This window comes from Neobacillus piezotolerans, assembly GCF_003362805.1.
Lineage (GTDB): Bacteria > Bacillota > Bacilli > Bacillales > Cytobacillaceae > Bacillus_D > Bacillus_D piezotolerans.
In genome coordinates this window covers 1-26979 of record NZ_QNQT01000004.1, presented here as the reverse complement: position 1 = coordinate 26979, position 26979 = coordinate 1, and the positions used below count along the sequence as shown (strand labels likewise).

The 26979-nt window shown below is 47.2% G+C and carries 22 protein-coding genes and 1 tRNA gene; 4 read left to right on the top strand and 19 right to left on the bottom strand.

Going from position 1 to position 26979, the window contains the following annotated elements; genetic code table 11:
• Positions 1–187 precede the first annotated feature (187 nt).
• Positions 188–808 carry a glycerol-3-phosphate 1-O-acyltransferase PlsY gene (plsY, locus tag DRW41_RS11190; RefSeq protein WP_115452092.1) on the top strand — a complete coding sequence of 207 codons (621 nt, stop codon included), beginning with the start codon at positions 188–190 and terminating at the stop codon, positions 806–808.
• Between the two features lie 58 nt (positions 809–866).
• Here plsY and DRW41_RS11185 read toward each other — a convergent pair whose 3' ends face one another.
• The gene (locus tag DRW41_RS11185; RefSeq protein WP_115452091.1) at positions 867–1418 is read right to left on the bottom strand and encodes a thioredoxin family protein; all 552 of its coding nucleotides are present in this window, start codon (positions 1416–1418) and stop codon (positions 867–869) included.
• A gap of 233 nt (positions 1419–1651) precedes the next feature.
• On the opposite strand from DRW41_RS11185, the gene putP reads away from it, so the two are divergent.
• Positions 1652–3145, top strand: a complete 1494-nt coding sequence (putP, locus tag DRW41_RS11180; RefSeq protein ID WP_115452090.1) for a sodium/proline symporter PutP — start codon at positions 1652–1654, stop codon at positions 3143–3145.
• Positions 3146–3315: 170 nt separating this feature from the next.
• On the opposite strand, the gene DRW41_RS11175 is transcribed toward putP, so the two are convergent.
• The 8 genes from DRW41_RS11175 to DRW41_RS11145 form a co-directional block, all read right to left on the bottom strand.
• Positions 3316–3389: transfer RNA gene (locus DRW41_RS11175), tRNA-Pro, on the bottom strand.
• Positions 3390–3863: 474 nt separating this feature from the next.
• Positions 3864–5291, bottom strand: a complete 1428-nt coding sequence (gene gatB, locus DRW41_RS11170; protein ID WP_115452089.1) for an Asp-tRNA(Asn)/Glu-tRNA(Gln) amidotransferase subunit GatB — start codon at positions 5289–5291, stop codon at positions 3864–3866.
• 15 nt (positions 5292–5306) lie between these two features.
• Complete coding sequence (gene gatA, locus DRW41_RS11165) at positions 5307–6752, bottom strand: Asp-tRNA(Asn)/Glu-tRNA(Gln) amidotransferase subunit GatA (protein WP_115452088.1); 1446 nt, start codon at positions 6750–6752, stop codon at positions 5307–5309.
• A 12-nt stretch (positions 6753–6764) separates the two neighbouring features.
• The gene (gene gatC, locus DRW41_RS11160) at positions 6765–7058 is read right to left on the bottom strand and encodes an Asp-tRNA(Asn)/Glu-tRNA(Gln) amidotransferase subunit GatC (protein WP_115452087.1); all 294 of its coding nucleotides are present in this window, start codon (positions 7056–7058) and stop codon (positions 6765–6767) included.
• Positions 7059–7201: 143 nt separating this feature from the next.
• Positions 7202–7396, bottom strand: coding sequence for a hypothetical protein (locus DRW41_RS22680; protein ID WP_142752225.1), 195 nt, complete (start codon positions 7394–7396; stop codon positions 7202–7204).
• A gap of 298 nt (positions 7397–7694) precedes the next feature.
• The gene (locus tag DRW41_RS11155) at positions 7695–9647 is read right to left on the bottom strand and encodes a S8 family peptidase (RefSeq protein WP_115452086.1); all 1953 of its coding nucleotides are present in this window, start codon (positions 9645–9647) and stop codon (positions 7695–7697) included.
• 256 nt (positions 9648–9903) lie between these two features.
• Positions 9904–10728, bottom strand: a complete 825-nt coding sequence (locus tag DRW41_RS11150; RefSeq protein WP_115452085.1) for a VanW family protein — start codon at positions 10726–10728, stop codon at positions 9904–9906.
• A gap of 172 nt (positions 10729–10900) precedes the next feature.
• Positions 10901–11344: a YueI family protein gene (locus DRW41_RS11145; RefSeq protein WP_115452084.1), complete on the bottom strand. Its 444-nt coding sequence runs from the start codon at positions 11342–11344 to the stop codon at positions 10901–10903.
• A 467-nt stretch (positions 11345–11811) separates the two neighbouring features.
• Between DRW41_RS11145 and DRW41_RS11140 the strand changes: the two genes are divergently transcribed.
• Positions 11812–12309 (top strand): RNA polymerase sigma factor, encoded by a 498-nt coding sequence (locus DRW41_RS11140; protein WP_115452083.1) that lies wholly within the window; start codon positions 11812–11814, stop codon positions 12307–12309.
• Positions 12310–14109 carry a hypothetical protein gene (locus tag DRW41_RS11135; RefSeq protein WP_115452082.1) on the top strand — a complete coding sequence of 600 codons (1800 nt, stop codon included), beginning with the start codon at positions 12310–12312 and terminating at the stop codon, positions 14107–14109.
• A gap of 70 nt (positions 14110–14179) precedes the next feature.
• Here DRW41_RS11135 and DRW41_RS11130 read toward each other — a convergent pair whose 3' ends face one another.
• From DRW41_RS11130 to DRW41_RS11085, 10 genes are all read right to left on the bottom strand, one after another.
• Positions 14180–15349 carry a CamS family sex pheromone protein gene (locus DRW41_RS11130; protein ID WP_115452081.1) on the bottom strand — a complete coding sequence of 390 codons (1170 nt, stop codon included), beginning with the start codon at positions 15347–15349 and terminating at the stop codon, positions 14180–14182.
• 14 nt (positions 15350–15363) lie between these two features.
• Positions 15364–17370, bottom strand: a complete 2007-nt coding sequence (ligA, locus tag DRW41_RS11125; RefSeq protein WP_115452080.1) for an NAD-dependent DNA ligase LigA — start codon at positions 17368–17370, stop codon at positions 15364–15366.
• Positions 17371–17412: 42 nt separating this feature from the next.
• Positions 17413–19668 carry a DNA helicase PcrA gene (gene pcrA, locus DRW41_RS11120; protein WP_115452079.1) on the bottom strand — a complete coding sequence of 752 codons (2256 nt, stop codon included), beginning with the start codon at positions 19666–19668 and terminating at the stop codon, positions 17413–17415.
• A 67-nt stretch (positions 19669–19735) separates the two neighbouring features.
• On the bottom strand, positions 19736–20428 hold the full coding sequence (pcrB, locus tag DRW41_RS11115; protein ID WP_115452078.1) for a heptaprenylglyceryl phosphate synthase: 693 nt from the start codon (positions 20426–20428) through the stop codon (positions 19736–19738).
• 153 nt (positions 20429–20581) lie between these two features.
• On the bottom strand, positions 20582–20896 hold the full coding sequence (locus tag DRW41_RS11110; protein WP_115452077.1) for a YerC/YecD family TrpR-related protein: 315 nt from the start codon (positions 20894–20896) through the stop codon (positions 20582–20584).
• 52 nt (positions 20897–20948) lie between these two features.
• A complete protein-coding gene (locus DRW41_RS11105; protein WP_115452076.1) occupies positions 20949–21995 on the bottom strand; it encodes a DUF3048 domain-containing protein in 1047 nt (348 codons plus the stop codon).
• A 140-nt stretch (positions 21996–22135) separates the two neighbouring features.
• Complete coding sequence (locus DRW41_RS11100; protein ID WP_115452075.1) at positions 22136–23878, bottom strand: adenine deaminase C-terminal domain-containing protein; 1743 nt, start codon at positions 23876–23878, stop codon at positions 22136–22138.
• A gap of 282 nt (positions 23879–24160) precedes the next feature.
• Complete coding sequence (purB, locus tag DRW41_RS11095) at positions 24161–25453, bottom strand: adenylosuccinate lyase (protein ID WP_115452074.1); 1293 nt, start codon at positions 25451–25453, stop codon at positions 24161–24163.
• Positions 25454–25614: 161 nt separating this feature from the next.
• Complete coding sequence (locus DRW41_RS11090) at positions 25615–25800, bottom strand: NETI motif-containing protein (protein WP_115452073.1); 186 nt, start codon at positions 25798–25800, stop codon at positions 25615–25617.
• 92 nt (positions 25801–25892) lie between these two features.
• Complete coding sequence (locus tag DRW41_RS11085; RefSeq protein WP_115452072.1) at positions 25893–26570, bottom strand: DUF421 domain-containing protein; 678 nt, start codon at positions 26568–26570, stop codon at positions 25893–25895.
• Between the last annotated feature and the right edge of the window lie 409 nt (positions 26571–26979).

Genomic DNA, 26979 nt, shown 5'->3' with positions numbered 1-26979 from the left:
TAAGAAACTTGGTTTTTTCTGCAAAAACTTTTAAAAATGTTTTCATAGGAATGAAAGGTCGTAAAAAAATTACTGGTGAATATAATGGTAGAAAAACGCGATACTCTTTTTTTGAATGAAGTTTACTAGCTTATATGCTACACTATATTCCATATTCATCCAGTACAATGATAAAAGGAATGATGGTATGCTGGCAATCCTGACCGCCTATTTAATAGGGTCAATCCCGACCGCCCTGATTGTGGGCAAGCTTATATATGGAGTGGACATCCGTGAACACGGAAGCAATAATCCCGGCGCGACAAATACACTAAGGGTTATGGGAAAACGGGCAGCCTTGTTTGTACTTGCAGTGGATGCCGGCAAAGGGGCACTTGCCGCGTCAATTCCCATCTTCTTTCCTTCTGCGGTCGACCCGCTTTATCTTGGGATGGCCGCGGTGATTGGCCATTGTTTTCCCATCTTCGCCGGTTTCAGGGGCGGCAAGGCGATTGCGACAACGGCTGGAGCCCTTCTCGCCACCAGCCTGCCGATGTTTTTGGCGGCATACCTGGCGTTCATTATCATAACGTATGCAACAAAGTATGTATTCTTCGGCTCGATTTCTGTGGGTTTATCCTTGTTCATTTATTCATTGATTCTCCCAGTACCAGGCCAGAGCCTCCTATTTGGATGTTTTACTATATTTCTTATCTACCTGCACCGATCGAATATCCGAAATCTCATTTTAGGCATTGAACCCAAGATTAATGATAAAAGCATAAAAAAAGACCGGATCCCTCCGAATGGAAGCCGTCCATTCAGCTAATTTTTATGCAATAAAAAAGCAGCTTCACACACGCGAAGCTGCTTTTTCAATATATCAATTATACTATTTTTTGGATAATACTTTCCGATACAGTTTGCCAGAAGCCCATGTCTGTGCGGTACGATTCGATAAGATCCTTGTAAAAAGCCTTTTGTTTCTCCTCGAACTCAGGCGCGTCCTTTTCAGGAAGCCCGGCCCTCCCGCGATCGACAAAGTCCTGCACCTTCGGGGCGCGCGGTCCCCAAACAGCGTATTCCTTCCCTTCCGAATCGATAAAAATATAAATCGGGATTGCCCTGGATGTTCCATTTGTAAGGTATTGGTCCATTAACTCAAGATTCGAATCACGCAGCAGGAAGCGCACTTCCATGTCAGCCGCTTCGGCAATTTTCAGAAGGATGGGGTTATTCAGCATCGCATCCCCGCACCAATCCTCTGTCAGGCCGATCACACGCAGTTTCTTCCCTTTTACTTCTTCCAGGCTCGCCTTCTGAGGCTCTGACAGCTCAAACTTCCTGTAAACTTCAAGCATCCCTTCCTTGTGAGTCTTCATATTGTCTATGTACTCATCAACCGGAATCGCTTTTTCAAACCAGCTGTTTAAATCCATTTTGTGCACCCTCTCAATCCTTTTTCTTTATTTTACTCATCCTTTCCCGTGTTTACAAATTCCCTGTTCTCTAACCGATCGGACACTTTCCTTAAATTGTAAATTGTTATTTTGGTAAAACTTTATAAGTTGACTTGAAAAACAGATATCGTTATAAAATAAGAAGAGAGAATATTTTTTATATACGGAATATTATTTAAAATATTTTCCAACTTCACAAAGGGGGAACTCGTATGACGAATGGGGTGCTTCAACTCATCTCGATCGGGATTTACATGGGCGGTATGCTATTGATCGGCTGGTATTCCTATCGAAAGACCAGCAACCTTACCGATTACATGCTTGGGGGACGCTCTCTCGGCCCTGCGGTAACGGCATTGAGCGCCGGCGCCGCCGATATGAGCGGATGGCTGTTAATGGGGTTGCCTGGGGGTATTTATGTAAGTGGATTAGCGGACGCATGGATTGCGATTGGTCTTACAACAGGCGCTTATATCAACTGGCTGTTGGTGGCGCCGCGCCTGCGGGCATATACGGAGGTTTCCAACAATTCCATTACGATTCCGAGTTATTTAGAAAACAGGTTTAAGGATGGAACAAAGCTTTTAAGAATCATTTCAGGTATTGTCATTCTTATTTTCTTCACATTCTATGTTTCTTCCGGTCTTGTAGCCGGCGCTGTTTTCTTTGAAAATTCATTTGGGACAAGCTACATGACAGGCCTGTACATCGTTGGCGGGGTTGTCGTCGCCTATACTTTGTTCGGCGGATTCCTGGCTGTCAGCTATACAGACTTCATTCAAGGCTTAATGATGCTGGTCGCCTTGCTTCTCGTTCCGGCTATTGGAATTTTTGCGACAGGCGGGCCATCGGAAACGTTTGAATCAGTCCGGGCTGTGAATCCAGCCTTTCTCGATCTTCTGAAAGGAACTACTTTCATCGGCATCATTTCAGCGGCTGCTTGGGGGCTTGGCTATTTTGGCCAGCCGCATATCATCGTCCGCTTTATGGCGATTACGGATGTTAAGGAAATCAAAAATGCCCGCCGGATCGGGATGGGCTGGATGATTTTCTCCCTGATTGGAACGATTTTCGTCGCTCTTGTCGGGATTGCCTACTTCCATCAAAACACGAATGTAAAACTCGACAATCCGGAAGCAGTCTTCATTGTTCTCGGGCAAATCCTGTTCCACCCTATTTTTGCGGGCTTCATGCTAGCGGCCGTCCTTGCTGCCATCATGAGCACAATTTCATCCCAGCTTATCGTTACATCGAGCGCCCTTGTTGAGGACTTATACAAGGTCCTTGTCAAAAAGGATGCAACGGACAAGCATCTCGTTTTCCTTGGCCGGATGTCCGTCTTGGTTGTCGCACTTGTGGCGGCAGCATTGGCATTCGACCAGGACAACACGATCCTGAACCTTGTCGCTTATGCATGGGCGGGATTTGGTGCTTCTTTCGGGCCTATTATCCTCATGAGCCTTTTCTGGAGGAAGATGACGAACTGGGGCGCTATTGCCGGGATGGTCGTTGGTGCGGTTACGGTAATTGTGTGGTCCAACTATAATCTTGGCAAAGTCCTCTTCGGAGAAACGCTGTATGAAATCGTTCCAGGCTTCCTCCTGAACTTGGTTGTGGCCTATGTCGTCAGCCTTATGACCTACAAGCGCAATGACCAAATCGAAAATGAATTCGATCAAAGTTTACACCTTTTAAAGAACGAATAAGCAAAAGGCCGGGACCCATTGGGCCCCGGCCTTTTCGCTGTCCCGAAAAGAAACAGGGGATAATCTAGTGCTTCGTAATGATTTTTGAAGGAGGGATGTATTTGTATTCCAAACAAAAAGCCCGTCCTGAAAGCGGACAGGCTTTTGGATAGGCGTCTACGCCTTAACGATCGGGATGACAGGAATCGAACCTGCGACCCCTAGCACCCCATGCTAGTGCTCTACCAAGCTGAGCTACATCCCGATATAAAAAGCATCCTAATCTTCTTGAGCATCCTGTGTCCCCGCCTCAGTAAGTTAACGCAAGCAGCTGCTCGGCGGGTACAACTCGCAGCATTTTCACTGGAGCGCCGCTCGTCTCTACCAAGCTGAGCTACATCCCGACGATATAAAGCATCCTAATCTTCTGAAGCGTTCTGTGTCTCGCCCTCAATAACTAAGTGGCTGTTCACACTATTATTATAACTTTTTGCCTATTGGTTTTCCACCTAGATTTCCCCAAAAATCCGCGCTGTTCCAACAAACCGACATTCAATCAAACGTTTGATTGATTTTTCCGGGATAGCTTTCGCGCTTAGCCTCATACGATTTTTTCAACGAGAAAAATGCCGGAATTCGGCAGAAAAAGAGCCTTCCCTTTTCGACACACACAAAAACGCAGGCAGGGAAATTCCCCGCCTGCGCTGACTCGTAACCTTTTAGAATATTGCCAACTGGATTACCGTTTCTGGATTTCCTCCGCGAGGATCTTGTTTACAAGCTGAGGATTCGCCTGGCCTTTTGTTGCTTTCATGATCTGACCGACGAGGAAGCCGGTTGCTTTGCTCTTGCCGCCCTTAAAGTCTTCAATCGATTGCGGGTTGGCATCGAGCGTTTCGTTGACAATTTTAAGAAGGGCGCCTTCGTCAGAAATCTGGACAAGCCCTTTTTCCTTCACAATCTGCTCCGCGTTGCCACCATGCTCGATCAGTTCCCTGAACACGGTTTTGGCAATCTTGGATGAAATCGTGCCGTTCTCAATCAGCTTGATCATCCCGGCTAGGTTTTCCGGAGTTAGCTTTGTTTCATCCAGTTCCTTCGATTCCGCCTTCAGATAAGCGGAAATCTCGCCCATCAGCCAGTTGGATGCCTGCTTTGCGTCCACTCCAGCCTTGACGGATGCTTCAAAGAAATCAGCCATTTCCCTTGTGGCCGTAAGAACCTTCGCATCATACTCCGGCAGGCCAAGTTCTGATACGTACCTTGTAATCCGCTGATCCGGAAGCTCCGGAATTTCGGCGCGGATGCGGGCCTTCCACTCCTCGTCAATTATGACATCGAGCAAATCCGGCTCAGGGAAGTAGCGGTAGTCGTCTGACCCTTCTTTGACACGCATCAGTAGTGTTTCCCCGGTCGCTTCATCGTAGCGGCGGGTTTCCTGCTGGATTGTTCCCCCCGCGCTGACAACTTCGCGCTGGCGCTTTTCTTCAAACTCAAGTCCCCTGCGGACAAAATTGAATGAGTTCAGGTTTTTCAATTCAGTCTTAGTACCGAATTCCTTTTGTCCCACAGGACGGATGGAGATGTTCGCGTCGCAGCGGAGCGACCCCTCTTCCATTTTGACATCGGAAACGCCTGTATAAAGGATGATTGACTTCAATTTTTCAAGATACGCATACGCTTCATCAGGAGTGCGGATATCCGGCTCGGAGACGATTTCAACAAGGGGCGTTCCCTGGCGGTTGTAATCAACGAGTGACGCTCCCTTTACGTGGTTGAGCTTGCCCGCATCCTCCTCAAGATGAAGTCTTGTGATGCCGATTTTTTTCTTATAGCCGTTCACTTCGATTTCAATCCAGCCGTTTTCGCCAATCGGCTTATCAAACTGGGAAATCTGGAAAGCCTTCGGGTTATCCGGGTAAAAATAGTTCTTCCGGTCGAATTTCGTTACAGGCGCAATCTCGCAATTCAGCGCCATGGCTGCCTTGATGGCATACTCGACCGCCTTCTTGTTCAGGACCGGCAGGACGCCTGGATAGCCAAGGTCGATGACGGATGTATTCGAGTTCGGCTCGGCGCCGAAATGGTTCGGGCTGTTCGAAAAAATCTTTGATTCTGTTTTCAATTCAACATGGACTTCAAGCCCAATGACGGTTTCAAAATTCATTTTGCCTCTCCCTCCCTAAAGCGCCGGCCGATGTTTATGGTAGTCAGTTGCCTGCTCGAACGCGTAGGCTGCCCTGTAAATGGCATTTTCATTGAAATGTCGGCCAATGATTTGCAGACCGAGCGGCAGGCCATTTTCAAACCCGCATGGTACGGACAGGGCCGGTACGCCAGCGAGGTTAACCGGGATTGTCAGGATGTCGTTCGCATACATCGTGAGTGGGTCATCAATAATTTCACCGATTTTAAAAGCAGGCGTTGGAGCTGTTGGTCCCACGATGAGGTCGTACTTTTCAAATACATCGTCAAAATCTTTTTTGATCAATGTCCTAACCTTCTGCGCCTTTTTGTAATAGGCGTCGTAGTAGCCGGAGCTGAGAGCGAAGGTGCCAAGCATGATGCGGCGCTTCACCTCATCGCCAAAGCCTTCCGCGCGTGTTTTTTTGTACAAATCAATCAGGTCTGCGGCATTTTCCGTCCTGTATCCGTAGCGGATACCGTCAAAGCGGGCCAGGTTCGCAGATGCCTCGGATGAAGAAAGCAGATAATATGCTGCCAGGGCGTATTTCGAGTGCGGTAAGGAAACCTCTTCGATAATGGCTCCCTGCTTTTCGAAAACCTCAAGCGCGGCCTTGATGGAGTTTTTAACCCCTTCGCCAATTCCTTCACCCATGTATTCTTTCGGCACGCCGATTCTCATGCCTTTCACATCGCCTGTCAAACCAGCGGTGAAATCCGGTACCTCGACATTGGCGGATGTGGAATCCATCGGATCGAGTCCGCAAATCGCGCCTAAAAGATGGGCGTTGTCCTTCACGTTCCTTGTAATCGGCCCAATCTGGTCGAGCGATGACGCAAACGCAACAAGGCCAAAGCGCGATACACGCCCGTATGTAGGTTTCATGCCGACCACTCCGCAATACGATGCCGGCTGACGGATGGAGCCGCCTGTATCGGAGCCAAGCGAAAATAAAACTTCCCCCGCCGCGACTGACGCGGCTGAGCCGCCCGATGAACCGCCCGGCACCCGTTCAAGGTCCCAGGGGTTCCGTGTTACTTGATAGTGCGAGTTCTCGTTTGAGGAGCCCATCGCAAACTCGTCCATGTTCAGCTTTCCGATTGTAATGGCGCCGGCATGGGAAAGCTTGTCCATAACAGTTGCATTGTAAATCGGGTCGAAGTTCTCGAGGATCTTGCTCGCACAGGTTGTTTTAAGGCCTTTTGTGACGATATTGTCCTTAATTCCGATTGGCATACCCGAAAGGATGGTGCCTGGCCCTTTGGCATCGAGTTCTTTCGCCTTTTGGCGGGCATTTTCCTCATCGAGGGTGAGGAAGGCTTGTACCTTCTCCTCGACTTCGCCAATCCGTTTATACGATTCCTCGACCAAATCGAGGGAGGTTAGTTCTTTTTTTTGTAAAAGTTCATGTAAATCTGATAGTGAATGATCAAATAAACCCACGTTCGTTCCCCCTTATTCGCCTAAAATGGACGGCACACGGAAAAAGCCATCCTCCTGGTCGGGAGCATTCTTCAATACTTCCTCCCGCGGAAGACCTTGCCCCGCTTTATCTTCCCTCAGTACGTTGGTCATCGGCAAAACATGCGATGTCGGCTCAATACCCTCCGTGTCCAGTTCATTCAATTGTTCAGCAAACCCGATGATCGCATCGAGCTGCTGGGCGAATTTTTCAGCCTCATCCTGGCTGATTTCAAGCCTTGCCAAGTGCGCAACATGCCGCACCTGATCGAGTGAAATCCTCGACATTCCTATTCCTCCCGTCCAACCATAATACTAATGATAATACAGAAAATTTATGTCGTTCGCAATGGAAGGTGGTGTTAACAAAAGGTTTGGAGTGGGAAACTGTGTTTTCTTCGATGGATATCACAATAAATCTAGTCCGGCTCTTATGAACAGGGGGATTGAGTGACACCTTTTCCGGATATTGAGGAATCTTTGTCACTCATCCTGTTTTGAGTGACTTCCTTTCCTGATTTTGCCCAATCAATGTCACTCATCCGGATTTGAGTGACTTCCTTTCTGGATTCCGCCCAAACAATGTCACTCATCTGGATTTGAGTGACTTCCTTTCTTGAGTCCAATCAATGTCACTCATCTGGATTTGAGTGACTTCCTTTCTTATTTTTCCCTAATCAATGTCACTCATCTGGATTTGAGTGACTTCCTTTTCGGATTTAGCCCATTCAATGTCACTCATCCTAATTTGAGTGACTTCCTTTACTGATTTCTCCCAATCAAAGTGACTCATCTGGACTTGAGCGCCAATCTAAACGCATTTCTTCCGGATTTTGTCACTCCACCAGACAAATCAACCAATCGCAACAAACGTTTCGTAAGAACTAAAATGACCGTATGGATTCAACCCATACGGCCATTTACTTATTTCTTTTTGGCTTTTTCCGCTGCTGCCAGTTCGGCTTTTACTTTAACCATTAAGGCAGTGTTGTACTTCTTTTTCGCCATTTCATTGATTACTTTCTGGGCATCGGTGGACGTTTTTACATTTCTTTTAATGAACGCTTTCACTAGGTTTTGGTCCGCGCCCTTATCTGTGAATAATTTTACCGATACCGAAACAACCGATAGAGCGGACGGCTTTTTCTTCGCTTTGTTGAATTCGTTGATAATCGCTTGGTATTTGCCAATAAATTCGACAGTAACCTGCTGGGACACCGCACCTCTTTTAAAAGAGGAAATGGATTTGTTCACCGCCGCCAATTCTTTGGTTGCCTGCTGGGGGCTGTTGATTTTTAAATCCATCGCCTTTTGCGCGCTGGCGAGGCGGTTGTTCAGGTCGGCAATATGCCTTTCCCTTTCTTCCTTTGAAGGTACAGGGGCTGTTACCGGCGCAGGCTTAGGCTGTTCTACCGCAGGCACAGGCACTTTCGGCAGAGGAGCCGGAACGGGCGCTGGAACTGGCGCTGGAACCGCCACTGGGGCCGGTTCTGGAATAGGCGTTGGCGCTGGAGCCGCTACCGGAGCTGGCTCGGAAACCGGTACTGGCACTGGTGCCGGAGCCGCTACCGGGGACGGCTCGAAAACCGGTACTGGCGCTGGCGCTGGAGCCGGAGTTGGCTCTTTTACCGGAGCAGGGGCCGGTATAGGTTCCTCGACTGCAAGAGTAGGCTGAGGTGCCGATTCAGGCACTGCTGGCGTTTCCACATTCGGTACTGGAGCGGGTGCCACATAAACGCCGTAGTTGACCAATCCATTCCCATACAAGCTGTCTGCCCCTGGGGCGCCTAGATCCTCTGTGTACAGCTTGAGCGTTTCAATCAACTCTCCGGCGGTTTGGCCGGGATACTTTTGCTTAAGATCTGCAAGCAATCCCGCCACATGTGGCGTCGCCTGGGAAGTGCCGCTCATCCGGGCAAATCGGTTACCAGGATACGTGCTGACGATTCCTACTCCCGGCGCGGCAAAATCAATTTCCGCCCCGAAGTTGGAAAACGAAGCGAATTGCTTTGCTGAATCGACAGCCGAAACTGCGACCGCACTATCATACTTTGCGGGATAGGACACTGAAGTGCTTTCATTCCCCGCGGCAGCGACGACAATGATGTTCTTTTGGCGGGCGGTATCGACCAGGCTATGAAACACCCTGGAATCCGATGGGGTCCCAAGGCTCATATTGACGATATCCATTCCGTTCGCGATTGCCCAGTCGAGGCCTTCAATTACATCCGCTAGCGTTCCGTTCCCGTCCGCTCCCATTACTTTAACAGCGTATAGCTTGACATCAGGGGCGATCCCAACCATGCCTTTGCCATCGCGCTTCGCGGCGATTACGCCTGCCACATGGGTGCCGTGCCCGTTGTCGTCTTCATAAGAAGCTGTATAATCGACAGTCGAGACTCCCCCGGCGATAATGAGTTCATCGTGGGCGGATATCCCGGAATCGATTACGGCTACTTTTACTCCCACGCCTGTCAGGCCATCCGTCCGGGTTTTCGCATTGCCGGTGACCTGCTTGAATCCGTATTGGTCTTCCTCACCCGCAATCTTGAATGAAACATTCGGTTCTATATAGGCGATATCCCTATCGTTCTTCAGCTCTTTTACATCCGCATTCGTCATGGTCACAGCGACAGCGGGGACATTCATAAATTCATGGTCAATCTCAAGGCTGTTATCGAGCACTTTGTCTTTCCCATCTTCATTCTTGTAAACTATTACGACTTCCTTTTCGGCCAAATCGCTGGCCTCTACAGGCGCGGCGAATTGCGCATACGAACCAAATAAAACCGCGGAAACGATTAAGGCTTTAAATGCCGTTTGAAACAAAAGTGGAGTACGCTGCTTCTTCCCTTGGTGCATGGAGTCTTTCCACATTCAAATTTTCCTTCTTTCATATAAAGAATAACCAGTGGCAGTTTCAGATAATGATAATATCGGCAAAGTTGTTTAATAAGGTTATAGAATCTTAATATGATAAAAGGGTTTTTGTCCCAATCAAGTAATCAGCCATCATTTGAAACAGAAGGATGGGACTGTGCAAAACCCATTTCAATCGGAAAATTCCGTAGTATGCGTACATGCCGTTAACATAATAAAAAACACCACACACTACAGCGGATGCCATCTTCCTTTATTTTATCGATTGCTGTTCCAGCAGCGGTTCATACATCATGATCGCATTGTTTTCGGTAATGAATTCTTCCTCGACAAGCTTATGCTGCCTGTTATACGCTTTGCGCCACAGTTCGTTGTGGCGGATGTAGCCTCCCCAGTAAGCTGGCGTGATGCTATGGTCTTTCTCATAAATATGGTACGAATAAAGCTGCGGCTCAGCGCATCTCCACTCGCCGACAAGATGTGTATCCGTCAGGCGGACATGCAGCTGATATGGCACGCCTGTACCATTTTCAATCTGCAGATCGAGATAGTTGTAGGCGCATGTCGCACCGCTTCCGAATGGCTGCGTCCGATTGGAATCCGGAAAAACATCAAAACTGTGGCGATGCCGTTCCGTCACAGTCAACGGAGTATGGAGCGTCATCCAATAAATAAGGTTGGACAGCTGGCAAAGTCCGCCGCCGGTTCCTTTTGTGAATCGGCCATAATGGAGGACCATCCCATCGACATATCCCTTTTTCTTTGTCGGGTTCCCGATGAGCTTCCAATATGAGAATGTCTCTCCTGGCTGAATGATGACGCCATTCAGCCGTTCAATCGCAAGCTTCAGGTTTTTGATTTTGTTGTATTGATAAGACATATCGACACCCTGCAGCTTACGGAGCAAAGGAGTCTGGTGTCCGAAAGCCGAATATGGCAGGAGGACCCTTTGCCGGGTCTTCGCGAATTTATTGCGGTTCAACATCCACTTGAGATAACGCCTGGATATATAATATGTTTTTCCAAGCTTTATCCTTAGCGATGAACGTTCCTTTGGCCTTAAAGCAACCGGGTTCATAAAAATGGCTCCCTCTCAGGTTTTCTTTCCAGAAAAATTCCACCCAATTTATCTCAACCAATATCGTAATCCGTTTTCACCAAAAAAGAAAGACCTATTTTTTTAGGACTATTTCTCCATGAAAAAAGGAACCCCGTTCGGGTTCCCATCCATTTTACCTTGTGTATAAAAATCACTTGCGAAGCCAGCTTCCCAATTTTGCAAAAAAGCCTTTTTTACCGCCAGCAGAGACCTGCACAGGCTCGCTGTCTTTCTTGATAAATATTTCTTCTTTGTCAACCGCGTATTGACAGGCAAGCACTAGGCCGATATCCGTATCGTGTTCCTGGTTTGCCACAATCGTATATTCGATTTTATGTTCGGCAGCCTCTTTTAGATACTTTGAAAATTCCTGATAGGCGATAGTACCATTCACATACAAGTGGGCATCGGGAAATTCCTTCATGAGGCGTGCCACTTCAGGATATGTCCCCGGTTCGTAGACCTGGCCTTTTGTGAGCGCAACAAGGATCCGCTCCCGGATCGTCCCTAGAAAACGGCGCCTCTCTTCGGGCTTTATTTCCTTTGGCCCGTGGATTCCTTCCTGGAGCACATCCTCGACCGATTGCTTTCTCATCTCCATCCCCCCCATTCGCTAGTACTATTTATGTTTATTCCCTCTATTCTGTGCGGGACTTGCCTTTTTGTCCACTTAAATGCTGCGGGACAGCCAAGCCATTCCATAGACAAACTAAAACTCCAACTGTTTTCAAATCTGGATACTTTTCCAAAAGCAACTTATAAATTCAACTTTTTATGTATAATCAAGTTGATTATGCGTTGTTCTTATCTTCATTTATCTTTTTAATTTTATACATCATGAAACGGGAATAGATTTTTCATATATCGCCCTAGAGATTTTAAAATAACGCAACCACTAAAGCTTCATCGTTCATCCATCGGCCGATCATACATGGAAGTATCTCTCATCCTGCCGTAAGCGATTCGGTCCTGCCATCCTCACACATATTTTTCCTTTCGTGTTTTTCCAGAACTGTTACATTTTTGCAATCCAATCGATTTTATTAGTGAAGGGGGGGTTTTATGAGTAGGACGTTTATTGATTTATATGATGAATATTTTGATGATGTTTATCGTTATGTGTTCGTCAAGTTAGGCAACAAATGGGATGCCGAAGACATTGTGAGCGAAGTTTTTCGCAAAGCTTATGAAAATTTGGGGCACCGAAGCAATCCCAACAATCCAAAGGCATGGATTTTGGCCATTGCACGGAACACTGTTATAGATTTTTATCGGAAGAAGAAGAGCCTTCTGGTGGGTGAAGAAATCGACGGTTATCTTACCCCGGTTCCCTTTGAGGACCCGTTTGAAGAATCAAGGGAAATGGATTGCCTTAAAAAAAGCCTGAACCACCTGTCAAAAGAAGATCTTGAGGTTACGAACTTAAGATACTTTGCTGGTTTAAAGTTTAAGGAAATTGCCCTCATTTTAAAAAAGTCGGAAGAATCCCTTCGAGTAAAATCCAATCGAATCACAAAAAAACTCGGCGTCTTGGTCAAAAAATGTTTGGAGGAATTCTAAATGGAAGAGGAAAAAATTGAACGGTCTTTATATGCCGTGCGGGACCAAATCCATGTTGATCAAACCTTAAAAGAAAAACTAAGGAAAAAATATGTAAGGAAGCAGAAAACTCGCCGCTGGAATAACCCGTGGATATACGGGTTGCTTGCCGCAAGCATACTTATCGCATTGTTCTTTGGCAACTTTCGGGGAGAGGAGGTTATGGTTGTTAAGGCCGATTCACTGAATATCTCAAATGCGATTTCATTCTTTGACATTGGCAGCGGTGAAATTGATGCCTACACTATTCAGAATGGCAGCCTTTTTGTATCAATCAAACAGAAAGGAATTTATGAAATTACGGAAGATGGCTTCCATTTGGTGGCCGATGTAACAGCCGAAAGCCTTCGTTTTTCCGAAAACGGGAAAATACTGCTCTTCTCAAATGAAGGCGGCATTTACAGTCTAGACTTAAAGACGAAAAAAAGGGTAACCATTGCCGCCAAGGCTTCCAACGCAAACTATTCACATCCGGAATGGAAAAACGGTGAAGAGATTTTTGTGGCAAAACAATCGGGTTCCAAAACGAAAATCGTGGCCATTCACTTGAAAACAAAAAAGGAAACCTCCATTACGGACGGTTCAGCGCCTGCCTACAGCAAAGAGGAAAACAAATTGGCGTTTAACCGTGGCGGAAATATAATGGTCAGAGACCTCAAAAACGGCAAGGAAAGTATTATTGATCAGGGGAAAGAGCCCGCCGTGTCAATGGATGGCCTGTACATTACGTATATAAAAGAGACTTCCGGATTTGAAGACGTCTGGATAGCCGACATCGATTTGGATTCGAAGAAGAAGGTAACAGCCAATCCTGCCGGAATGGATGTCCCAACCAAAGGAATGTACAGCTATCATATGCCCCAATGGGATTCGGGGCGGCATACGGTTTTTGTTTTAAAACAGCAGGAAGGATTTCCAATGAAAGTCATGCAAATTTCATTGAGCGAGAAGGAAATGGGCCCGGAAATAACGGTAGAACAATACCTCCAGGCTTTAATCAACAGGGATGATGACTATGCAAAAACGCTGATGGAAACTCCGCCTGAATTTCTAACCATTTCAAACCCGCATCAAATCGGATACCGAATCATCAAATCTGAAAAAAGCCAAAACACAGCAACGGTACAGGCTGAAGTTCAGTGGAGCTATACCGCCAACCCGTATTACCAGATATCCAACTATGAGTTTGCCCTCGTAAAAAAGAACGGGCATTACCGGATAAATGAAGTTAACGAGATTTCAAACAGACAAATTATCGAGACGCAAAATGAAGTGCGGTCCATTGAGAGAGATCAGTCGGAAACGCTCTTTTCCATGGGGGATATACCGAAGGAATACATGACAGCGGTAAATATCCGTATCAGCTCCCTCGCGGAGATTCCCGGTACCGGGAACATTGTATTCAGCCTTCAGGAATATGATTTGGGGGATCGTAATTCCTCCGTCCAGCTTCTTGTATTCGACTTAAAAACAAAATCTTTCAGCCTTCTTGGCAAACTATCATATCCGGGAAAAGACATGACGATTGAACAACTGTCCGTCGATTCATCCGGCCGTTATGTGGCCGTTGATGCCTTCCCCGGCTTGGAAAGGCCGAGCGTGTTTATCTATGATCTAGAGGCAAAGAGCCAGCTTGCAGTGTTCGAGCAGGCGCACTCTAAATTTTGGCAGGATGGAAGGCTGATGTTCAGGAAATTGCAGGACAATGGTGAAATACTGTATGAGTACAATCCAAAAACGAATCAAATAAGCGGTTATTAATGTAAAGAGGCTGCCTCCTTGGGCAGCCTCTCTTCTATTACGGATAATGCTCGGTGTGTTCAGTCCGCCATTAGTATATATGAACCATTGGTGCGTCCTGGTCCGCCTTTCTGACAATGAGCGATTCTGGGCCGTTGACCGATGTTACGCTTACCGAAACGGAAATGTATTTAGGAAAATGCTCCATCACTTTGCCGGTTACATACTGGGTAAATCCGATCCCTTCCGCCTTTCCATAAAATTGGATTGGAATCGTAATGTTCAGCTCCTTAAGCTGGCCGTCTACATAATGGGCTTTGCCGACTACCCCATTGAAGTTGGGGAAGTATTTCTCGACATCCTGCTTGAAGTTGTCAAATGCAAGCGCATCTTCGCGGTATTTTTCACGGGCGTCCTTTGAAGGGAACAGATAGTATTTTTCATTGACCTTTTCCCATTTATCAATATCGGCTCCCTGCCTAACGGTTGTATAGGCAAAAAAGTTCCCCGGCACAACGGATTCAATGCTTGCTTGTTCAAACAAAGCGATTGTAATCGGGACATTCCTCAGTTCATCCATTGCACGAAGCCGTGTCAATACTTCCTGGGCGATCTTTTTTCCTTCCCGCTCCATCACCTGCTGGTCAATATTAACGTGGAATGTATCCCCATACTTTTCCTTTTGATAATAGTGCACCGAATTCAGGGCGAGGCCAATCGCCACTCCGCCGAGCTTGTACGTATCTTTATCCCCTTTTACAAGGAAATCGTACTCGAGAAGATGGGCCAGGTAAATCGGGCTTTTTTTATTTCGGGCTTCAATATCGCCGACGCCTTCATCAACCGGATTCAGGCCAAGATTGTCTTCTTCCTTCTTTTTTAATTCCGCAAGCTGCTTTTTCGTATACTTTCGTGCAAGCCATGACTCGACAGTACTCTTTTTCAGGATTTGGCCTTCCCGGAACACATACTTATCCGGATTCGGATCGAACGTATTTTGGGCAACCCTCATCAATCCCATTTCAAATTCATTGATGTCGTAGCGGGTATTGAGGTTATTGACGGTCAGCCCCCTAGCCCCGCTTGGCTTAAATGGCAGGATTACCTGGTAATATTTATCCGAAATCTTGTACTTTGGTATAATCGCTTCTTCCTTGGTATTCTTTGGCTGGTCGACGACCTCCTCCCGTTGTTGGAAGTTTGGCGCGCACGCACCCAGCAGAAGGGATAAGGATAGAAGCGCGATTGTAAGCTTTCTCACGTTTCCTGCACCTCTTACTTTTCTATTTCCTCAAGCAGCCTCTCTTCGTCCCAAATTTCGATTCCCAGCTCACGCGCTTTGGCGAGCTTTGAACCCGCATCTTCCCCGGCAATCAGAATATCTGTCTTCTTGCTTACGCTTCCGGCGACATTGGCCCCCAGCGCTTCAAGCTTTTCTTTTGCCTCATTCCGGGACATTTTTTCCATTTTTCCGGTCAGGACGACCGTTTTTCCAACGAAAATTGAATCAGCGGACTCAACCGCCGCGCGCCTTGGCCCTTTATATTCCATATTCACGCCGGCTGCCTTCAATTCTTCAATCAATTCCCGGGCTTCATCCTGTTCAAAGAACGCCGCAATCGAGCTGGCCATTTTTTCACCAACCTCATTGATACCCATTAGGTCGCTCTCGGTTGCCGCTGCAAGCCGGTCTATTGTTTCATATTCCTGGGCCAGCGTCTTCGCAGCCTTTTCGCCAACATGGCGGATGCCAAGGCCAAACAAAAGGCGCTCGAGCGAATTCTCTTTTGAGCGGTCTATCGCCTGCAGCAAGTTGGAGACACTCTTTTCCCCCATCCGTTCCAGGGCGAGCAGTTCCTCGGCTGTCAGCTTATAGATATCCGCCACATCCTCAACAAGCTTATGGGCAAAAAGCTGGGAAATCACCTTTTCGCCAAGGCCGTCGATATTCATCGCGTTCCTTGATACAAAATGGATCAAGCCTTCCCTGATTTGCGCGGGACATTTCGGATTCAGGCACCTTAATGCCACCTCTCCCTCAAGACGGACAAGGTCGCTTTCGCATTCAGGGCAATGTGTCGGCATGAAGAAATCCGTTTCATTTCCTGTACGCTGCTCAGGAAGGACGTTGACAACTTCAGGGATGATGTCACCGGCCTTTTTTACAACAACTTTATCACCAATCTTCAGGTCCTTTTCCCTGATTAAGTCCTCATTATGCAGGGAGGCGCGCTGAACGGTCGTGCCAGCTACCCTTACTGGCTCGAGGATGGCGGTAGGCGTAACGACTCCCGTCCGGCCCACGCTCAGTTCTATATCCAAAAGAGTCGTGACGACTTCTTCAGCCGGGAATTTGTAGGCAATCGCCCAGCGCGGACTTTTGGCCGTTGTTCCAAGCTGCTCCTGCATCTCAATGGAATCCACTTTGATGACGATGCCGTCAATGTCATAATCAAGATTCGGCCGTTTTTCAACCCAACTATTCACAAAGTCGAGGACTTCTTCAATCGACGAGCATTTCCGTCGTTCCTTATTCGTTTTAAAGCCAAGCCGGTCGAGGTAGTCCAAACCTTCGCTGTGTGATTCAATATCAAGGTTAGGCGCCTCCGCGAGCCCATATAGGAAGATATCAAGCTTCCTCGATGCCGCGATGCTCGTATCAAGCTGCCTGAGCGATCCCGCGGCCGCGTTCCGGGGGTTTGCGAACGGTTCCTCGCCGCGCTCTTCCTTCAGCTTATTAAGTTTTTCGAAGGAATTTTTCGGCATGAAAGCTTCCCCGCGCACCTCAAGGGAGACGTTCTCCCTTAACTTGAGAGGAATGGATTTGATGGTCCTCAAATTCGCGGTAATATCCTCGCCGGTCGTCCCGTCGCCCCGCGTCGAGCCTAGCACGAAGCGGCCCTCTTCATATGTCAGCGAAACCGCGAGCCCGTCGATTTTCAGCTCGCACACATAGCTGGCATCGTCCCCCGCCGCCTGGCGGACGCGCCTGTCAAAATCACGGAGATCGTCTTCATTGAACGCATTCGCCAGGCTGAGCATCGGGCTTTTATGGCGAACCTTTTCAAACATATCAAGGATCGCGCCGCCAACCCTTACCGTTGGCGAATCAGGCGTTTTGAACTGGGGATACTGTTCCTCGAGTTCAATCAATTCGCGAAGGAGCCGGTCATATTCCGCATCCGGGACTGACGGTTTATCGAGAACATAATATTCATATCCATATTGATGCAGCAGGGTCTGCAGCTCCCTGATTTTCATTTCGGCTTGTTGCAGGTCCATCCATCAATCCCTCTTTTCGTAAAAATTGATTTCGTGCACGGATTAAACTTTTTTAATCGGAGCAAATTTTGCGAGGAGCCGTTTTATGCCGGTCGGGCTTGGGAACGCAATATCCAGTTCCATCCCATCGCCCTCTCCTCTTACGCCTACAACTGTGCCGACGCCCCACTTTCCATGCTCGGCTTTATCGCCGGCCTTCCAGCCCATCGTTTCCCCGCCGGATGCCGCTGGACGGGTGACAGGCTTTCTTATGGCTTGCTGTTGCGGAGCGGCAAACTGGCGGTTCATGCCGCCCGCCCCAAACCGGTTGCCGGATGGTTCAAACGGTGAAGCCGCGAACCTCTTTTCCGCAGGTTCAACCGTTTCAAGAAGATCCGTGGGGATTTCCTTGATAAACCTTGACGGGGGATTCATATTTGTCCGCCCGAACAGCGTCCTCATCTGGGCGTTTGTTAAAAACAAATACTCCTCCGCCCTGGTGATGCCGACATAGGCTAGGCGGCGCTCCTCTTCCATTTCCCCTTCATCCATCAGGGAACGGCTATGAGGGAACACTCCTTCTTCAAGGCCGATCAGGAAAACGACCGGAAATTCAAGCCCCTTGGCGGAATGGAGGGTCATCAGCGTAACTTTCTCATTTTTCTCAGGCTCATCATCCATCGAATCGATATCGGCGACGAGTGCGAGGTCTGTTAAAAACGCGACAAGCGACTTATCCTCGCTTGTTTCCTCAAAGCTTTTCGTAACGGACAGCAATTCCTCAAGGTTCTCCATCCTGCTTTGCGCCTCAAGCGATTTTTCGGCGCGAAGCATCTCCATATAGCCGGACTTATCCAACAAATCCTCGACGATTTCCGTGACGGAAAGGAATTCTTGCATCCGTGTGTAATTTGCGATCAAGTCACGGAACTCGGCCGCCGCTTTCGCTGTCTTCGGGCTAAGCCCGATCAGTTCCACAGATTCAAGCGCCTGGAAAAGCGTCAGGTCATGAAGATTGGCGAAATCAATGATTTTATCAACCGATGTCGCCCCGATCGCCCTCTTTGGCACATTGATCACCCTGACCAGGCTTATATCATCGTCCGGGTTGGAAATGAGCCTCAGGTACGCAAGGATGTCCTTGATTTCCTTCCTGTCATAGAACTTGATGCCGCCGACGATCTGGTAATCAATGACCGATTTCAGCAAAACTTCCTCCATCACACGTGACTGGGCGTTCGTCCGGTAAAGGATGGCGATATCGGATGCTGTATAGTCACCGGAATCAATCAGTTCCTTGATTTTGCCGGCAACGAACTGCGCCTCGCCCTGCTCGCTGTCCGCCCTGTAATAGACGAGTTTATTCCCTTCCTGGTTCTCTGTCCACAAATTCTTCGGTTTCCGGTTCATGTTTTTCGCGATGACCTCATTGGCCGCCAACAGGATCCTTTTGGTCGAACGGTAGTTCTGCTCAAGCAGGATAACCTTCGCATTTGGATAATCCTTCTCAAACGAGAGGATGTTCGCAATGTCCGCCCCGCGCCATTTATAGATCGATTGGTCGGAATCGCCCACTACGCACAGGTTCTTGAAACGGGCCGCGAGCATTTTCACAAGCATGTACTGCGCCCGGTTCGTATCCTGGTACTCATCGACATGGATATACTGGAACTTCCGCTGGTAAAATTCGAGCACTTCTGGAACCTGCTTGAAAAGCTGGGTTGTCATCATGATCAAGTCATCAAAATCAAGGGCCTGGTTCTTACGCAGCCTCTTTTGATACTCCTTATACACATTGGCGACCTTTTGCTCTATGTAGCTTCCCGCCGTATTTTCAAATTCGTCCGGCCCAATCAATTCATTTTTCGCCGAAGAAATTGATCCAAGGATCGCCCTAGGATCGAATTGCTTCGGATCCATGTTCAAATCCTTCAGAATCCCTTTGATTACCGACTGCTGGTCTGTTGTATCAAGGATGGTAAAATTGCGATTGAAGCCAATCCGGTCAATATCCCGGCGCAAAATACGGACACACATTGAGTGGAATGTCGATATCCAGATTTGTTCCGCCGCCCCGCCCATCAATTTTGAAATCCTGTCTCTCATTTCTCGGGCAGCCTTGTTTGTAAACGTAATCGCCAGGATGTTGTATGGGTTCACCAGCTTCTCAACCATCAGGTACCCAATCCGATGGGTCAGCACCCGGGTCTTTCCGCTTCCGGCTCCCGCCATTATGAGCAGCGGCCCATCCGTCGCCTTAACTGCCGCCTGCTGCTCTGGATTCAGGCCTCCAAGCAATTTATCTTTCAGGTATTGCATTCTCTCCACCACCATAACAAAACGTATGTTCTGTTTTTATTGTAAGCTCTTTATTGTAAAAATGCAGCTATTTTTCTACTTTCACAGCTTTAACTGTTTCAAGCGCCTTGTCTATGTCCTCATATATACTATTCCCAACGACAATAACATCGGCATGCCTAGCCATCTCCGCGGCCTGTTCCTTTGTTTTGATTCCGCCTCCATAAAAGAGGACCGCTTTCTCGAGGCCTTTTTTCGCGGCTGAAACCATCTCTGGATTCCCAAATGCCCCGCTGTATTCGAGGTAAAAAATCGGCATACCGAACATTTTCTCGGCCATCATTGCATAAGCCTTGATGTCTTCCTCCGATAACCTGGTTTCCGCCTGGGTCAGCTTTGCCGCCTTGCACTCTTCATTGAGGATAACATACGCCTCCATCGCGAACTCGTCCCAATCCATAATGTCGCCATATTCCTTGACGGCTTCAAAATGCAGGCCATTTATCCACTTCGGATCCTTGCTGTTCAGGATGGATGGGACGAAATAAAGGTCGAATCCAGGAGTAACCGATTCAAGGTTCGAGACCTCCAGCACGCATGGAACAGTAAAGCGGCGGACCCTCGCCATTAAATCCAGGACCCCTTCCAGTGTCACCCCGTCCGTGCCGCCGACTATGACCGCATCCGTACCTGATTCACAAATCGCCTCCAAATCCGAATCGGCAATCTCCCGGGCCGGGTCAAGTTTGAACACATGGCGCCACTCCCGAAAATCATACATGCAAAAAATCCTCCATTCACTATTCCATTAGTACATTATAGCATTTGGGAAAACGTAAAAAAAAGAAAACGCGGGAAACTCCATGTAGAAATGATAACCATTAGCAGGGCCATTAAAAGAAGCCGAAGCATTGCCCCGGCTTGTAGTCTTTGTCTATTCTTCTGGACCCGAAACGGCAGGCTCTTTAACGCGGTCAAGAACCATCTCATAGGCATCGTTGCCATAGTTGAGGCAGCGCTTCACCCTTGAAATCGTTGCCGTGCTCGCGCCTGTTTCACTCTCAATCTTATGGTACGTCTTCCCTTCGCGGAGCATCCTTGCCACCTCAAGGCGCTGGGAAAGCGACTGGATTTCGTTCACCGTGCAAAGGTCATCGAAAAAACGGTAGCATTCCTCCAGGTCTTTAAGTGTGAGGATTGAGTTGAAAAGCTGGTCGAGTTCTTTTCCTCTAAGCTTATTGATCTGCATCGTATTTTTACCCCCTTGTATCTATATTTTCTATACTGTATCTTCAAATGGTTTAGCTTTCTTCAATGGAGACGCTCTTGGCGAGGCCGGGACTGGACGGAACGATATTAACCCAGGTTTTCCCTGGTACAAGGCCGGCTTCGTTTCCATTTTTTATCGGAATAATTCTTCCATTATCATTAAGCCAGTCGACTTCAATTACCTTGCCTTTTTGGAAAAGATATCCCTTGCCCCCGCCTTTCAAATCAATGTCGCGAAGGCCTCCCGGACCCGCGGGAGTATGGCCCATTTCCGCGATAAAAATGTTGTCCAGCAGGATTGGCTGTTTTGTTTCCAAATCAACCATCAGTTCGCCATTGATATACCTTTTATATTTTCCGATCGCGGGATCGTATTTATAGGTAGGGGAAAATGTTTTTGTCCCATAGGAGACAAATGCCGAAAGCGCGATCCTTCCTTCGATCTTCTCAACTTCCTTCTCCGACAGGAATTTAAATGGCCTTGGCGCCGGCTCCAGTTTAAAGCCATTCTTTTTTGCACCCTTCATCATATTTTCATAAGAAATATATGAATTATGCGGCGCCTTCCGGAAACTAGCCCTCTTAAACAGAGTTCCGTCATAAGCCATTCCATTCAGGTTATCAATGTACCCGGAATTCAACATCTTTTTCGCTTCCACACTATAGCCATGTGCAATAAAAATGCTATCAAGCCCTTTGGCAACGTTGATATAATAATCCCTCGCGCTTCTGACAGGCCCGATTATCTCAGGCTTTTCGCTTTGATACACGGCGAGGAACCGGGTAACCTCCCCTTCCGCCAGCAATTCATAAACAATATCCGCCATGTGCAGCCCTGATTGTGGACGGGCTTTTGGAAAATTATTGACTACAACCGCGAATGCCCTGTCAACCGACTCTGTTTGCGATCCGATTCCTGTAAGCGGATACGCAAAAGGGAAATCTGGTACCGAATGTTCCACCTTTTCCGCCGCCGCAGCTTTTTTTGTAGGCTTAGCCGATTCCTTCGGGACCTCCTTGTCGCTGCATGCCGATAGCAGAAGCAATGTTGCCGCCACCGCCAATGACCATTTCCTCATTCTCACACCCCTGTATGTGCATCTATCTGTCTTAGCTAAGTTTTTACATTCCCTCCCGCACATAAGGACTTTAAGCCCCCAAATGACTGCCATCAGCCGCGGGATAAACCATTCATAGCCGAAAGGTTTACTTTATTATTTTAACGCATTATAGACGGAAAGAGTACCATTTTATTCATTACATCGTACATTCCTTGCTGAGTAATTCGGATATAGGGCAAATGGGTGGAAGAAAAGAACAGCAAGCTGTAAATCGGGTCTGAATAGCCATAGCCTCGTCCACGCAAAACCTCAAGCAGCTTTTTTTCTTCTTCCATCAATTCCTCAAGCTGCAGCCCCGTCATTAGTCCCCCAAGCGGAAGCGGCAGTTCACATAGAATGTTACCTCCCTCGGAGACGACTATCCCGCCGCCAATCTCCTTCATCCTATTAAAAGCATAGAGAATGTCAGCTTTGCTTTTGCCAATAAGGATTATGTCTCCCGTATTGGAGAAGGAACTCGCCATTCCTTGCAGGCTGCTGGCGAATCCTTTCAGGATGGTGTTTACACGCCACTTTCCCTTCCGGTCGATCAGCATGAAAAAGCACTCATCATGGTTGTCTGAAAGGCAGTCCCTCGATACCTCAAGCGAAACCGAATAGGGTTTTGTAATAACGGCATTCTCCATTTTTATCCCGAATGGCATCGAGAACTGAAGGTCATCCATTGTTAGCTCCCAATCAGGACGGAACGGTTCAAGGCCATATTCATTCCAATCAAGATCCGGAAATGCTTCACCGATAATCTCACCGTCCCTCTTTACCCACTTTCCTTTCGCAAGGACAGAAACAGGGCATGGTTCCTCCACACTGGACAGGATGTTGAGGTTGGCCACCCTTCCTGTGGCAATTTTGCCATGAATATGGCTGAGGTTATAATACCTGGCGGGGTTGATGGTCGCCATATTATAGGCATCGATAACCGGAACGCCCTTTTCAATTGCAATCCGGATCATTTGGTCAATGACCCCCTCCCTGTAAAAGCCTGAAGAGGAACCATCCGTGGTAAACATCATATGATCATATGCGGTTATCCCGAGCTTTTGTATATCTTCAAGCAGGCTTGGCAAATCCGGACGGATCGAAGAATGCCTGAGTGAAACTGTATACCCCTGCATTAGCCGGTTATAGACCTCTTCCCCCGTCATTGCCTCATGGTCGCAATCGGCGCCCATCAGCATCATCTTTGCGAGCGTTTTTTCGGATGCGCCAGGGAAATGCCCTTCAATCTGTTTCCTCATGCGCTTGGCTTCCTGGATCCAGTGGAGCATCATGTCATCGCCGGCAAGCAGTTTCGGCCAGCCTGTCAGTTCACCGCCCTGAATGACTGCGTCATGCTCAAGCCATGATTTAATATTGGTGTGAGAAAAGATTTCTTCCTCATTCATTATTTCTGTTTGGGGATCGAACCTGCACCACCAAAACATACTGGCAGGAATTCTCCGTAAATCTTTCATAAGCAAAAACGCCCGCTTTTTGTCCAAATGAAGGATGAGGGCCATGTTATCATTGATGATGGTCGTCGTCCCCCTGCCCGAAGCATATGCCGCGAAAGAGTGTGGATTATATAACTGGAATGGGTGGGCGTGCGGCTCGATATAACCGGGTACAATGAATTGCCCGGAACAGTCTATTGTGCTGCAATTCACAAGATTCTCCGGCAATTTTTCGCCAACATATACAATCCTGTCCTCATAAATCCAAATATTCGCCTGCATCCAGCTGCGGAACGTCTGATTAAGATACGTGCAATTTTTTAATAGAATCGTAGGCGCGAGCTTTCCGTCCAAAACATCAATATGCTCCCGCAAATGCTTGTTTTTCCACCTGTAGCGCTGTTCCATTGTATCTCCACCCTTCTATTGAAAGGATATCTATTAAACCATTTTTTAGGTAAGTAAGCCCTTACATTTTATAGTACCATAATCCATGCTTTCATGGAGCAGTGAATGACAGAATCTATTACAATTTTTGTGAAAAATCTAACAAATCAGCGTGTGGCCCTTTTTTCCTCAATTTTTCGGTGGCGGATAGCAGGACACACGGTAGTGTCACATATCCGAAATAGGGAAATACATGAAAGAAGCATCCACCTGAAGGTGAATGCTTCCATTAAGCAATTTCGATTAAAGGCCAAGCCTTTGGAAAATAGTATCAACATGCTGCAGGTGGTAACTGTAGTCAAAACAATCATCGAGTTCTTTGGGGCTCAAATACTTGGTAATCTTCTCATCCTCGTCTAGCAGGTTTCGGAATGGGACTTGTTTTTCCCATGCTTCCATCGCCCTTGGCTGTACCGTATCATATGCCTCTTCACGGGATAAACCTTTTTCAATAAGGGCAAGCAGCACCCTTTGTGAATAAATCAGTCCCAGTGTCCTGTCCATATTGCGTTTCATGTTTTCCGGGTATACAGTCAGGTTTTTAATGATGTTCCCGAACCGGTTAAGCATGTAATTCAACAAGCCGGTAGCATCCGGGAGGATAATTCGCTCAGCGGATGAGTGGGAAATATCCCGTTCATGCCATAAAGGAACATTTTCATAAGCCGTCAGCATATGTCCCCTGATAACCCTGGAAAGGCCGGCCATATTTTCAGACCCGATCGGGTTACGCTTATGCGGCATGGCTGATGAACCCTTTTGGCCTTTTGCAAAGAACTCCTCGACCTCACGCGTCTCGCTTTTTTGCAACCCGCGCACTTCCACCGCGAATTTCTCTATCGATGTTGCGATAAGGGCCAAAACCGATAAATAATGAGCGTGCCTGTCCCTTTGCAGCGTTTGGGTTGAAATGGGCGCTGCAGCGAGCCCCAGTTTTTCGCACACATACTTTTCGACAAAAGGATCAATATTCGCATATGTACCGACTGCCCCGGAGATTTTCCCGAACTCGATGCCTTTTGCGGCTTCATTAAAACGGTCGAGATTCCGTTTCATTTCCTCATGCCAAAGCGCAAGCTTCAGTCCGAACGTTGTCGGCTCGGCATGTACCCCGTGCGTGCGGCCCATCATGACAGTATATTTATGTTCCTGAGCCTTTTCTTTTAAAATGTCTATAAACCGTTCTATATCGGCTCTGATTATTTCATTTGCCTGCCTGATCAAATAAGAAAGCGCGGTGTCTACTACATCCGTTGATGTTAGGCCGTAATGGACCCATTTCTTTTCTTCTCCAAGCGTTTCCGATACAGCCCTCGTAAAGGCGACGACATCGTGCCTTGTTTCTTCTTCGATTTCTTTAATCCTATCGACATCGAATCGGGCGTTCTCCCTGATTTTTTGGACGTCCTCATGCGGGATTTCCCCAAGTTCCGCCCAAGCTTCACACGCAAGGATTTCAACTTCCAGCCATGCGGCGAAACGGTTGTGCTCTTCCCATATTCTCGCCATTTCTGGCCTCGTATAGCGATCAATCATCGTATATCCCCCGTTTTTCGTTTGTTAAATATCACTTCTTAGCCTGAGCTGAATTTGATGAGAGGCTTCAAGCGAATCCACCCCTATCTTATCAGCCACAATTGGGAGATGTCAAACCCATAGGCGAACAATTTTATTAAATCGATATTTTTTGTTCGTGTTTATTCCTCTTTTAGCTTGCCTTCGAAAATGATTTGCCTTCCTGCCGGCACAACGCTATCACCTTCCTCTTTAAAAATTGGCTTCTCCAGTCTTCGGATTGGAGTATATCCCTGTTCGTCCATACGTTTAAGGCATTCATCTATGGTTTCACTTGCCTTTACCTCAAAAAGCTGCTTCTTCCCCATACCCAAACTTCCCTTCTATTTTTCCTTATTATATCCCAACTCGTTCAAAACAAAGAAAATACCAGAAGAGACTCTTCCGGTATCAATGTTATTTAATCTTTATACATCTTTATATAAAAACCTTCCTGGGGTGACCATTCGGCGTAATATACTTCTTCTATATTCGTAATGCCTTCCTTTTTGAGCTCTTCTTTAAGCCATTTTTCATCCTTGCCTGCAGCGTTAAGTTCATCATCATTGATTTCTCCCTCATCAACCAACAGCAAAGAAGGGTCGACTTCTTCGGCTTCCAGATTTAACATTTCAGGCGTAACCGGATCAGCCGATGCTTTTTTCAATACACTCAGCTGTCCGCCTGTCTCCATGAAGACATACCTTACATCTTTTAATGAAAACACTCCTTGCGTACGAAGCAAAGCCCGCAGCTGCTCCATTTCCAATTGGTTCTTCTTCATTTCTTGAAGGTCGATTTTCCCTTCTCTTACCAGGATTGATGCCGTTCCCGTAAGCGGTGTCCTTATTTTTTCATATTTTTGGCCTAGTTTCTCAACTGTATAGCTGATTCCGCCCCATAACGCAATTCCGAATAATATATGAAGCAGATTGACTTTTTCATCATATATTGATTCCTCAATAATCCCTCCCAATAAGATTGCGAAAACAAAATCATATGGGGTTAACTGGGACATTTCTTTCTTCCCAAGGAGTCTGGTTACAACAACGAGTGCAAAAAAGCCCACTCCTAATTTTAATGCTATAGAGCCATACATTAAATTTCCTCCTTCTCTCTTTCCGTCCATATACCCGTTTTTTCTAGCATTCATGTTCCCTTCATTTGGAAAGCAACTTGCTTATTTAAAAAGTTAGTCACCGAACAGGAGAGGGCTGACGGGGCTTCGGGCTCTAAAGGAAATCAATTCGTTTATTTCTGTTTTGGATTGCAACCCATTGTTCTGTCCTACGGATTATTTGCTGAGGTTTAAAGTCTGGCATTTGATTTAAACCACTTTTCTTATGAAGAACATTAAGAAGGTTGATTTGAGGATTATGAAGGGTAACAGTTAGTGGCGAATATCTTGACGATGCCTGGGCAATAAATGCAATTTATTCTTCCTGGGTGCAGAAAGGTTTATCGAACACCAAAAAAGGCAACCCATTTCAGGTTGCCTTCCATTTTGC